We start from the raw sequence: 12,151 nt of genomic DNA, 5'->3' as shown, positions 1-12,151 counted from the left end.
TAGGAGATTTAGATGAAAGTAACACCAGCAATCGCGTTGACCCTGCTCATGAGCAGCAGCGTCATGGCGCAGGACATTCATATCCAGGGAACTTTTTCCAAAACCATCAAAGCACCCATCGTGCAGGGTAAAAACAGCCTTAAGGCGCCTACAACCAAAACAATCAAATTACTGAAAGTGGATCTTTCCACGCACGCACAGCAAATTCTGGCAGCCAGAGCGGCCGCTGCCGTGAACAAAACGCAGCAATTGGCGTCCCCCTCTAACAGCAAGTACCCTCCCCAGGTGGAATTGGGTATGAATGACGTACCGGTACTGGATCAGGGCTACCATGGTTCCTGCGTGACCTTTGCTTCGACGGCGGCCGTTGATGCCGTGCTGCAAAAAGGCGACTATGTCAGTCAATTGTGCCAATTGCAGTTAGGCAATTACCTGGAAAAACAAGGGTATGCCTTAAGCGGCTGGGATGGTTCACTGGGACGATTTGTTTTAAGCCAGATGGATATGTTTGGGATCGTGCCCAAAGAGCGTGAAGCGGCTCAGGGATGCGGTGGTTTGCATGAATATCCGCTTGAAGGCGAAAGACCATTTGATGCGATGACACCGGAGGAATACCGTGAAATCAGCCTGCGCATGGACGATCACGTAGCCTGGTCTCCTGTCCTGGATATTATGGATGCTTTTGACCGTTTTGATACCAATCAAACGTTGACTCAGGTGAAAGCTTCCCTGTCAGCAGGTGATCGGGTGACATTCGGCGTTTTATTACTCGATTTTGATCTGGGTACCATGGGGGCAGTCGGCACTCGTAATTCCACCAACGACAGTTGGGTGCTGACACCGCAAATTGCCCGCGACGTTTATCTAAGACCCTTTTTCGGCGGCCATGAAATGGTCATCACCGGGTATGACGACAATGCCGTTGCCATTGATGATGAAGGGCGTGAACACCGCGGTCTGTTAACCCTGCGTAATTCCTGGGGTGATCGTCTGGGGGATCATGGTGATTTTTACATGTCTTACGATTACTTCAAGCTGCTGGTTATCGAAGCCCAACGCATTCGCTCATTGACTGAAACCGATGAAGGCGGCGATGACACCCCTCAAACGCATTAATTCCTTGTTGTAACCTGTCTTTGATCGCGGCTTGCCAGGCTGGCTGCGATCAACACCTGAATCTCTCCGCTCATCGATAAATCAATTGCCGCGTCCAAATCGCGATTTGCTGAAAGCGACTCGTGCAGGAACCGATTCTTTACCTAAGGCCGCCCGTGCTTCAATCTCACGGTAACGGGTCAGGCCCCCTTCGCGATTGGCAATCTGAATATTAAGGCCGGGACGGGCATTCAGTTCCAGCATAAAAGGACCGTGTTCTTTATCGAGTACAATATCGACACCGAGATAACCCAGCCCGGTTAATTCATAACAACTGGCGGCAATTTCAAGGATTTTATCCCAGTAAGGCACTTCAATGCCGACAATGGCATTGAGCGTATCGGGGTGAAAATCAATGGCATCGTTATGGAATACACCACCTAAGGTCTTACCGCTGGCTAAATCCACCCCCACACCGATTGCGCCCTGATGCAGGTTGGCTTTACCCCCGGATAAACGCGTGGGCAGTCTGACCATGGCCATGGCTGGGTAACCAAGAAGGGTAATAATACGGATGTCAGGAATGCCTTCGTAACTGACTTCCTTAAATACCGGATCCACCACCACACGGTGTTCAATGATGGCATAATCCGCATGACCGCCCAGACTGTAAGCGCCGGAAAGCAGGCAGGACAAGTGGTAGCTTAATTCCTGGCTGGTGGTTAATTTGCCATTGATCTGACGGTAGCGTCCAAATACCCGATCGGTAAACACAAGAATGCCATCGCCACCGGCGCCATGGGCTGGTTTGACCACAAAATCCTTGTATGGCGAAAGCAAGTCATCAATCGTTTTAATTTGATGCTCATTTTCAATGGTCAGGTACAATTCAGGCACGGCAATGCCGGCTGCAATCGCCAGGCGTTTGGTTTTTAATTTGTCATCCACCAGCGGATAAAGCTTGCGGTCATTGTAGGGGAGGACATAGTCACAGTTCCGTTGATTAATGCTTAAAACACCACACTCACGTAAACGGCGATAGAGTTTCCACATCATTGCTCTCCGCCTAAGACTTTAAAGCGCTTCAGTTCAGACAACCGATAACCCCGGTATTGGCCGAACCAGATAATCAGTGCCAACAGGACGAGTAGTAATTCCGGAAAGGCGAAAACCAGATACTGCATGGGGGCATAATTCATGGCGCCAAAGGCAATGACGGCCGCAATCAAACTGCCGATACCGGATTTAATCGCTTCCGATGCCCCGCGCTCATCCCAGGTGATGCACATTCTTTCGATGGTCATCGTCAGAATAACCATGGGGAAGAGGGCCACAGACAAGCCCGATTCGAGGCCTAAATTCTGACTCATGACGCTGATAAAAATCATCAGAAGGATGACCACCGTAAGGATGGCGGCTAATCGCGGCACCAGCAAAAGCCGCAATTGATCCAGATAAAATCGCGCCAGTAAACCGAATGACACAATGATCACAAACAGGGTGATTCCCCAAATGACATGGGTTTCACGGAAAGCCAGTGCAATCAATACCGGCATGAATGTACCAAAGGTTTTTAATCCGACAAAATTACGCAGCAAAAGGATAATAAAGGCGCCAATAGGTACCGTCAGAAGAATTTTATAGGTTTCCTGAACATTGACCGGTAATTGCAGCAAGGAAAAACGCAACAGTTGCGAATCGGTTTGCAGTCCGCGCGCCTTGGCAATGGTCAGGGCATTGATTGGGGTGGGGGAAATGGTCAGATTAAAAACCGGTTTTTTGCCGCCGGTAACCTGAAACAGGGGTTCAGAGCCATATTGCCATACCAGAAAATTTCTGGGAAACCCCGCGCCGCCTGTTCTGGGATTGATATAAATCCAGTCTTTCCCATTGTAAACCACGAGATAGGATTTGAATTCCGCCTTATTCTGCTGGCTTAAATTCAAGCCCTTCACCGGCATGGCATAAATTCTGGCCTGATTGAGCACGGTGATCGCGGCTTGAATCACATTGTCGTCACTGAAATCAGGCCCTACCAGTAATTTGGCATTGCCGTCTTTTTTATTGAGCTCCTTGATGGTGCCCTGCGCAAAGGTCTGAATATCGGCAGACGATTGCCGCACTAAGGTGGTAATGGTATCCACGGCTGACTTCTGGTTTTCAGCCAGGGGCTGGGCTTTGACGATGGGCGGTTTGCCCAGACTGGATTCATTGCCATCTGTTTCACGGAAAATGGCGCGGTAATAGAGTGATTGGGCACCGCTGCCGCGACGAAGCGACCAGACAGTTTGACGGTTAAAGCCGCTTAAATTGGTCGTGACGCCGTAATTATGAGAGACAAAATACTCATCGAGAATGGCAAAATAAGGCGGCATGTAAGGGATAACAAAATTGGCTTTGACCGGCGTGTTGCGATTGGCTACAAAGCGCAAATTCGCTTCGACCATCCAGCTGTTGACTGTTTCAGTATCAGTGAGGGGAACATCCAGCGCCAGGTGACGGTAGAAAAAAAGGCCGAGGCCAATGACAAACAGCGAGATGATCAGGCCATACACATGGCGTTGGTTTGATTTCATTTTGATTCAACTTTTTCGGTTTTAATAGTAAAAGCTAAGCTGGGATCGACTAAACCATCGAAGGCTTTAATGGCGTCACGGCCCAATAACAAAGGGTAATTGAAGCGTTTGCGGTTGGTTAAATTGACCGCAATAAGGCGTTCCCTTTCGCCGATTTTAATCCGGATAAGCACCACAGGCCGTTTGATAGGCGCGATTTTGGAGATGCCCTCGTGACGCTCCCCGGCACGGACTTTAATTTTGACTTTGCCGATGTATTCCGACGTGAATTCCACATTCCCTACTTTGCTGGGTACGATGTACCGCAGGTAAGATTTGCCTTCTTTTTCAAATTCCTGAATGTTGATTGCGCTTAAAGAGGCCGATTTGGCGCCAGTATCCAGTTTGGCCGACAGCATCAGATTTTTTTCTACCAGTGTTGCTTTCTCGACATAGCCATAAATTATTTTTTCATTTGCTGCCATGGAACACCCTGATAATACTGCCCAAACCATACCAATCAAACCACTCAACTTCATTCACGTGACCTTTCGATAAATGCTGACAAGACTGCTAATACTAGCAGGTTAGTCTAATTACGCACAGTTCCAGCAAGGGGAATTGCGTATAAAATCAGTGCCGTACTATAGCATTATTCTTGCCTCAGGGGGAGTAATTGTTGTTTTTTTAAGCTAAAATTGTGTTCTATTTAATCAAAAAAAACCGCCTTTCGTGCAGGCGGATTGGAATCGCATGATTTTTAAAGCCAATTGGGAAGCGGCAGGACAAAGTGCAGTCTTGTCCAATGCTGTTATCGATGCCATGGTATCGGAGGCCTTGCCTGACCGAAAAAGCTGCTGCTGGGAGCGGCTTTCCGGTGGATGTGCCAATAATTCTATTCTTATTCGCGAAGCGAGTGAGCCGGTTTATGTCCTTCGCATTTACCTGCGCGATCCGGAAGCCGCCTTTCGTGAACAGCAATTGGCAAGCCGCCTGGCACCGCAACTGCCTGTCCCGCAAAGCCGGTTTGTCGGGATTCAGTCGGGGTATCGTTTTGCCTTAATTGATTATTGCCGGGGAATCAGCCTTCGTGAGGTGTTGCTTGGTAATGATAAGCAGCACGGTGATTCCCTTCTGTATCAAGCCGGGGTTTTACTTGGCCAAATCCAGACTCATCAGTTTAAATCCGCGGGTTTTTTCGACCGGGAATTGCGTATCGTCAAACCTGAAAACCCGACGATAGCGGCTTTTGTTGACAGGCAACTCACTCATCCGACTGCCCTAGCCCTGTTGTCTACGGTACAAAGGCAGAGAATCAGTGCCTATTTTAACCATTTTGCTGCCTTCCTCCCTGATGAACACCCAGCGCACCTCGTGCATGGCGACTACGATCCTGCCAACCTGCTCGTGGATAAACGTGACGGAGCATGGCACATTACCGCTGTCCTTGATTGGGAGTTTGCCTTTGCCGGATCACCGCTTTGGGATGTGGCGAATATGTTGCGTTATGCGCATGCCATGCCCGCGTCCTGGGCGTCCTCGTTTCTTGACGGCCTGCAGGCAACCGGTCGGCTGCCAAACCAGTGGCAGGTGACGGTTCATCTGTTAAACCTGGCCTCCCTGCTGGACTGCCTGTGCCGTACGGATCCAATAATACAGCCGCATCGGCTGCAGGATATTCTGACGCTGGTGGATACCCTTCTCGGCCAGTTATCCCTTGAGGCTTGATCGATTCAAATCAGCCGGGTCAAGGTCAGGATCTGCAGGGACCGGAAGTTGCCGTTTAAGCGTCTCCAATTGAGCGCGCAGACTTTTTTCGTAGCCTTTGCCTGCGCTTGCCCGCGGTGAAAAATGCTGGATACCCTGGTCTAGGCAGGCAATCAGTGACTGGTAGTTAATCGGTGTCGGTTCCTTCTGATACAGGTCAATCTCGCTTTTTAGATCAAAAATATAACGGGTACGCCGCTCCTTATCGCTTCGGTAGCCGGTACAGGCAAACAAAGAACAGGTCCATTGACTGATTTTATCTTTTACATGATAGGTCCGCGAGCGCTCCGCCAAGTAGTTATCCAGCCGTTGTAAATAAGGGCTTATCGTAATCCCGCCCGTCGTTTTTACAGGTTCAGGGCGGGTCGGTGCAAGGGGGGATGAAGGCGGCGCTTCCCCAAAAAGCAGACGCTCTTCCGACGTTTCTGGCGCCAGAATATCCCGCTGCACCGCCATCGCGCTGACTTTGGACAATAAGTTTTCGACAAGGGGCATACTCTGCCTCGACTTCAAGCGTTGCAAGAGGCGTTCTACCCGGGCATTGCCAAAAAACGCCTCATAGGCTTCATACAAACCGGTGCGGTTGCTGTGTTGATTAAAGCGGCCCATTAATGCATTGCAATCCTGTAAAAGGAGCAATGCCTCGCGTCTGTCATTTTCTTCCTCATAGCGTGTCAAGTGAGATTTAAGCTGAGAGACCAGCGTATCCAGTTCGACGCGTTTAGACGCCACATTCCGGTTCTTATTATTCTTGGTGGCTTCCAACACCGTTGCCGTGTTTAGACTTAGTGCAATTAATTCACTTATTCGCGCCTCGGGGTTGCTTTCGACAATCTCTTCACTGCTTACGATGTGAAGCGTCTGCACAATGCTTTGCTGCTGTCTGGTTAATTGCAGTAAATCATCCGCGGACTGGTAACGTTCAAGGTGAGACTCGATTAAAAGTGCCGCCTGACGGAGTTGTTTGGAATGACAGACAACAGTCGGGTCGCTGCGTTTTTCCATCTCGCCAAGAAGATTGATTGTTGCCGTGAGCAACGGCTGTAATTCACCAACCCGAAGGGCAGGTTCTTGTGTACTGTCATCGTTGGCGACTCGAGTTAAAACAATTTCAATGGCCTGACGTTGTTTCATCAGCCGCATGAGGTCAGACATGGCCTGCAGTTGTTGCACCGTTTTATTGGTTGAGGCAGTAAGGCACGAGGCTTTTTCCTGCAAACACTCAAACTCCGCGAGCAGCTTGTCCTGAAACCCGTTAAGTTGGGGATCCGGTGCGGCTTTGCGGCAGGAGTCCGCTAAACTGTGGAGATTTTTTGTTTGCTTAATCCGTCCTTGTTCAAGGGCGGCAGCCAGTTCGCTGAGCGATAAGTCATGAAATGATGAACGTGAGGTGATAAGGGCGACTGCATTTATCCCTGCGTTTACTTCTGATGCAGTCTTATTTAAAAAGCACTGGAATGCCTCATGGGGCTCTTTTGTTTTTAATTCCTGAAACAACTTAAGCGGCCCGTCCGCTTTTTCTGCCAGATCAAGCAGGCTCGATTCCATCTTAAGGACAGTCAATGCCAGCTGGGCCTGCTGATGTTCGCAACAAGCGAGCTGCAACGTGTATTGGCTTTGCAGCAAACGCTTCTCCATTGCTTCGATGCTTCGTTGGGAGGGTTCAAGGACTAAGGCTTTTGCCTGCAGCAACGCCTGGTTTTCTTTAAGGGTTGTTTCATGGGTTTTACTGATATCTTCTTCTCTTTTAAGACACCGGCGTTCGTCTGCCTTCATCGTCCAGAGATTTTCCTTAGGCAAAAAAGAGGTGGCCAGGTGTTTTTCAGTCGCCAGTTCCCCGTCCTGCGTGTTCTGTTCCAGCACCCCCTCGCTCTCACAGGACGATAATTCGTAATCTATCCATTTTAATTTTTCCTTGAAGTAACCTAAGAGATCAAACAGGTCTTCTTCGGCTTCGGTGGCTTGAAAAAACGTCGTATAATAAAGCCAATGCTGATGCAAATTGTGACGGTTGAAACCCAAATAGGCCTTCCCACGGCGCTGGTTTTCATAAACACTGTCAATGGCTGCCGTCATTTTTGGATTGGTACATTCAAGGTACGTCTGTAATTCGTCAGCCGGAATGTCAGCCGGCATGTAGAGTCCTTTATCGGAGCCCAAGCGCTCATGGAATTCGTTTAATCGTTCTTTTGCCACGGAAAGATGCTTTTTGCGGGATTTAATCTGCAAAGCCAGGGTTTCTATTTTCATGGTCAACTGCTGATGCTCTGACTCAATCTGCAACAGTTGCTGCTGCTTTTCGTTAATGAGCGGGTCAAACTGGCTATCCGCGTCATGGCATACGCTTCGATAGTTCTCGATTAGCTGCTCTTTCATCCGGGTTTGACGGGAATGTGTTCCTTTGGCTTCACTCAGCCATTTAAACGCGCTGTTAACCCGTTCACCGGCATTCAGATGCTGTTCTTTCCGAGTTCTGGAAGAGCGTTCGGCCATCTCTCCCAGATCCTGGTTTTGTAGCTGTGTCTCTTTGCCCATTCGCATACCCTGTTCAAACTGTTTATTCCGTTGCTGCGTTTGATAGTATTCGATTTTAGCGAACGAGTGAAAGCCCCGCGATCAATAAGGTCATGAAGGTAATGCTGTAAAAGGCCAGTGCTTTAAGGGCAGGCTTTTTCCGCAAAACAAGGCCAAGCAGCGTCAGGGCGATGATGCCTGGGTAAGTCAATTCAAGTACTGGTGCTAAAAACGCAGCGATTCCTCTGAAGTCCAGCAGCGAGACGATAAACGACGTCAGGGTGGTGCCGGCCAGGAGGAATGGAAAGCGGTTCTCACTGAGCTTCAGGGAGGAGTGCAGGTAACGTGCGAACAGATTATTCAGCGCCACGGCCGTGGTCAGGCAGGAGAAGAACATGGCGACACCCATGATCAGGGTAGCCTGACTGCCCAGGGTATTGGCAGCGATTGCCGGTAACATCAGTTCAGGTTTGACGTGTTCAAGCAGGGCCTGGTAATGCGCGCCCATGTAGACAAAACCCAGGTACACCAAGGCCAGAAGGCTTGCCCCCAAAAGGCTCGGCTTGATGGCAAAGCGAATAATGTCGCCCTGACTGGCCTTGGGAAATTGTTGCTGAATCTGGTTAAAAATCAAGGCAGAAAAAAAGAAGGCAGCAAACAAGTCCATGGTTTGATAGCCAGTCAGAAAGCCATTGGCCAGAGAAAGGGACGGTTTGATCGTCTGCGAGGTATCCGGGGATTGGATAACCGCCATACCGATCAGGATGAGCAAGGTTATAATCAAGACCGGACTCATCCATTTGCCGAGAATTTTGACCATGATGCGATCATCAAGGCAGCAAAGGAAGGTAATTAGGCAAAAGAAAAGACTGAAGGGCAAAAGATGAATCTGGGGAATTAAGTAGCTCATGCTGCCATAGGCGACGGTGATGCAGCGCGGCACAACGCCAAAGGAGCCAAGTAGAGCCAGCATCAACAGCGGCAGTAGTCCGCCCGCCAGTTTTCCGGCGCCATTAAAAAAAGCACGGTAATCGCCATGATGCAGTTTAATCACAAACAGCCCAGCCAGCGGCAGAAAAATACCGGTCAGTAACAATCCAAAAAAACCATACACCCAGCTCCCGCCTGCGGCATGGCCTATTTCGAGGGGGAAAACAAGATTACCCGAGCCAAAAAACATGGCAAAAATAGCAAAGCCATAAACAAAGATGGATTTATAGTGCGACATAAAAGCGATTCCTCTAAGGGGTTAATGGGCAGTCTGAATGAGGGGAAAGTAGAGGGCCTAGGCGGCCACATTCACCACAGGAGAAACGCAGGAGGCCAAGTCATGGACGACGCAACGCGGTGACGCGTTGACGGGAGAAGAAGCAGAACGGAGTGTGAATTGGCTTATAAACATTATGGTTTGATTAAATAAATGGCAAACAATTCTCTTTATACTCAATTTTTGCCGGCTTGGCAAGCCAGTCATTGCTGTTGAATTAATGAAAAGTAATAGGACTATTGATTTTTCTTGTGGTAAAATACGCAATGGTGTCGGCATTTTTGACTTTTTTTGAGTCAGTGTGCGAATTTTCTTGTCAAAAACGCATGATTTCGGTAGAATGCGCGCATCTTTGGCAATGCACAGACTAAATAAGCATGACCGAGGTTAATCCCAAAACTGCTGATACCCAAAACGATCCGGATGAAACTGTTTACCTGATTGCTGGCAGAATGGATGCGCAAAGCCGGTTAATGGCCAAATGGCTGCATACGAACGGTAAAATATACCTGGCTTATGCTTGCCTTGACGGCTGGAATCTTTCCTATAGTACGCTTAAATATTTCTTTGATGTTGCCTTAACCAACAGTGACCGGTCTTCTTCGGATGTCATGCATGAATGGCTGATGTCTCCTGCTGGTATCGCTGTCGCTGCAACAGAATCCATTACCCTCATTGTTTTCGCCATGCTGGCTACCCATTTTGATGACAACCCCGACAAATTAAAACGTTTCATTGCGGTTGTTTGGCCTTACTGCCGCGATACCATGAAAGGGTTAAAAAATGCCTATAAAGGGGTACGCAGTACCATTCAGATGCTGAATGTGCTGGGCGGAACTAATCTTAATTTCCTCATGTTGCCCCTGGCTTTGGTGCTTGGCGGCATTGCCATAGCCAACCGCTTATGGTTCCGCTACATGCTGAGCCAGCGCAAAGACATGATGAAAAATAACAAGCTTGTGCTGGAAGAGATTCAAAATGCGGAATTTTTAAGCAAGGAAGAGTGTCAGCTGCTGCGGGAAAAAATACAGCGTCAGACTCTGAATACCCGTCGTGCCGCTTTGTTTTCAGCGGCTCTGGGAGGGGCCATCGACAGCCTCTATCTGTACGTGGGTATACTCTTTTTAGCCCCGACCGCCTGGCCGGTCTTTGTTACCCTGTCTGTCTTTTGCATAGTGTTCTCACTCATCTGCGTGGCCACTCGTATTTATGAGGAATATGATTTTCAAAAGAAGCTGCTGATAGCCCAGGCGAAAGTTGAACTGGCGCTTTACAGTAAAGAGCATGGCCAGGAAATCATTGATTTGCTGAACAAGTTGCAGCGGCTTTCTATTGAGTTATCCAAATTTGCTCCTACCGAACAAAATTACGAGGCCATTCAGGAACTGGAAGAAAAACGCAGTGCAGTTTCACGCCAAATTCACCAGATCAAACAGGAATTTGAAGGCAAGCGGGAGGAATTGCAGTCCTTACTTACCTTGTCCTATACGTCCGCATTTTTAGCCGGAGCTAAAAATGGCCTGGCCGCTTTTAGCGCCGTAACCAGTATTTTATTTACCTTAGGCACGGTGTTTGTTCTGGCCTCAGCCCCTTTTCCACCGTTGCTGTTAATTCTGGGAGCAGGCCTTGGGATGGCTTTACTGATTGGCTTCATCAGCCAATCCCTCGTCCAGACCTGGCGTCATCATCAGACCTTGAAGGAACGCGAGAAGCCTTATGAGCCGCTTGCCGAGATGCTCGAAAAGATTAAGGATATCAAAAATTCCGCTCAGGAAATGAATGTCAATGAGGAAGTAAAAAGTGCCATTCACAGCGGGTTGACCCTGGATTATTCGCCCCAGTTCTTTTTTCAGGAGTGGTTTGAAGTGGTTCGCTCCTTCTTTTCCGGTTTAGGGAAAGGCTCCAAGGCGGTGGATTATTCCATGAATCCCCTGCAGGAAATGAATGACAAGGGGCATTATCAGGATACGCCAGTGATGCTTGGCGTGAGTGCTGTCATGTCCCTGTTTTATGCCGCTGTTCTGGCCTTAAGGGCGCTGGCACGCGGCTTTGGCCGCCCGCCGCTGGATCAAATGCCTTTGATTAAAGAGACAGAAAGTGAAGAGCCCTCCGCCTCACCGCTGCTGATCAATGAAGATGGGGTATCGGATGAGGAAAACGACGCACCCGGTATGGAGATCCTCTCGACCGATTCGTCGCGACGGGAACCAAATCCGCCGGTGCAAAAATTTGGTTCCCGTTCTAATCTTACCTCTTCCTGGCCCGGCTTTTTCACCCCTGCTCAATCCAAACCTATCGCAATCCCTCGTCGTATTTCCTCACAACCAGCCCATTTCAACGATTTCGATATATCTCCGGGTTTAAACTAGGATCATTATACATTTTGAATTGATGATAGACCCTGAAGGTACGCTGTTTCTTTTTAACTTCATCCAGTAATTGCGTTAAGCAGGACAATAACTGCTGTTGCTGCGCATGGATGGTCTGTAATTTGCGCTGACAGGTTTGACGATGGGATTCGTCAACATCGGATCGTTCTGTCTGCGCCTGCATATGGTAAGCCTTGAGCGCCAGAATAGAGAGACGGTCAATCATCATGCCGGGTGTTTCCGAGTGAACCGGGCAGGCATCAGGGGCCTGAGGCTCTAATTGCTGATAAAGCCATTGATCCATGGCTTCCATGCGATCGTTGCGCTGCTGGTTGCAATAATCAATTTCGCGTTTGGCCTTGTAAACGAATTCAAAACCCATGTCGTCACGCCGTGCCCGATCTTCAGCATGCCACAACTGATAATTAAACGCGTGGTTTTGTTCCACCAGGCCCAGAAAGCCTTCTTCACTGGTGTTTATGCCCTGCTGTTTCCATTCAATAATGCGATGATGATGTAACTTTTTAATTGACTCAACTAAGGTATTCATGAAGTCTGACCCTGGCAAAAGGCCTAGTGTACCA

At 48.8% G+C, this 12,151-nt stretch carries 9 protein-coding genes; 3 read left to right on the top strand and 6 right to left on the bottom strand.

The features are described from left to right. The first annotated feature begins 12 nt into the window (after positions 1-12). Positions 13-1,116: a C1 family peptidase gene (locus tag Lrub_RS13185; protein WP_058532569.1), complete on the top strand. Its 1,104-nt coding sequence runs from the start codon at positions 13-15 to the stop codon at positions 1,114-1,116. Positions 1,117-1,197: 81 nt separating this feature from the next. Here Lrub_RS13185 and Lrub_RS13180 read toward each other — a convergent pair whose 3' ends face one another. From Lrub_RS13180 to Lrub_RS13170, 3 genes are read right to left on the bottom strand one after another with little or no spacing between them, the layout of a single operon-like run. Then, positions 1,198-2,148 carry an alpha-L-glutamate ligase-like protein gene (locus Lrub_RS13180; RefSeq protein WP_058532805.1) on the bottom strand — a complete coding sequence of 317 codons (951 nt, stop codon included), beginning with the start codon at positions 2,146-2,148 and terminating at the stop codon, positions 1,198-1,200. Beyond that, positions 2,148-3,671 (bottom strand): inactive transglutaminase family protein, encoded by a 1,524-nt coding sequence (locus tag Lrub_RS13175; RefSeq protein ID WP_058532568.1) that lies wholly within the window; start codon positions 3,669-3,671, stop codon positions 2,148-2,150. The genes Lrub_RS13180 and Lrub_RS13175 overlap by 1 nt, the downstream gene beginning before the upstream one ends. Continuing rightward, positions 3,668-4,135 carry an ATP-dependent zinc protease family protein gene (locus Lrub_RS13170; protein WP_237760819.1) on the bottom strand — a complete coding sequence of 156 codons (468 nt, stop codon included), beginning with the start codon at positions 4,133-4,135 and terminating at the stop codon, positions 3,668-3,670. Before Lrub_RS13170 ends, Lrub_RS13175 begins: the two co-directional genes overlap by 4 nt. A 268-nt stretch (positions 4,136-4,403) precedes the next feature. On the opposite strand from Lrub_RS13170, the gene Lrub_RS13165 reads away from it, so the two are divergent. Beyond that, positions 4,404-5,378: a phosphotransferase family protein gene (locus Lrub_RS13165; protein ID WP_058532566.1), complete on the top strand. Its 975-nt coding sequence runs from the start codon at positions 4,404-4,406 to the stop codon at positions 5,376-5,378. On the opposite strand, the gene Lrub_RS13160 is transcribed toward Lrub_RS13165, so the two are convergent. Together Lrub_RS13160 and Lrub_RS13155 are read right to left on the bottom strand one after the other, a co-directional pair. Continuing rightward, positions 5,361-7,952: a synaptonemal complex protein 1 gene (locus Lrub_RS13160; protein ID WP_058532565.1), complete on the bottom strand. Its 2,592-nt coding sequence runs from the start codon at positions 7,950-7,952 to the stop codon at positions 5,361-5,363. The genes Lrub_RS13165 and Lrub_RS13160 overlap by 18 nt on opposite strands. A 55-nt stretch (positions 7,953-8,007) precedes the next feature. Further along, entirely contained in the window at positions 8,008-9,159 is a 1,152-nt protein-coding gene (locus Lrub_RS13155; RefSeq protein ID WP_058532564.1) for a branched-chain amino acid transport system II carrier protein, read from the bottom strand. A gap of 416 nt (positions 9,160-9,575) precedes the next feature. Between Lrub_RS13155 and Lrub_RS13150 the strand changes: the two genes are divergently transcribed. Next, positions 9,576-11,567, top strand: a complete 1,992-nt coding sequence (locus Lrub_RS13150) for an AAA family ATPase (RefSeq protein WP_058532563.1) — start codon at positions 9,576-9,578, stop codon at positions 11,565-11,567. On the opposite strand, the gene Lrub_RS13145 is transcribed toward Lrub_RS13150, so the two are convergent. Then, the gene (locus Lrub_RS13145) at positions 11,533-12,117 is read right to left on the bottom strand and encodes a DUF4254 domain-containing protein (RefSeq protein ID WP_058532562.1); all 585 of its coding nucleotides are present in this window, start codon (positions 12,115-12,117) and stop codon (positions 11,533-11,535) included. The two genes, Lrub_RS13150 and Lrub_RS13145, sit on opposite strands and share 35 nt — an antisense overlap. Positions 12,118-12,151: the final 34 nt, after the last annotated feature.

The sequence above is a fragment of the Legionella rubrilucens genome, assembly GCF_001468125.1.
GTDB lineage: Bacteria > Pseudomonadota > Gammaproteobacteria > Legionellales > Legionellaceae > Legionella_C > Legionella_C rubrilucens.
Note: the sequence above shows the minus strand (reverse complement) of the source record. Positions and strands in the feature narration are given on the sequence as shown.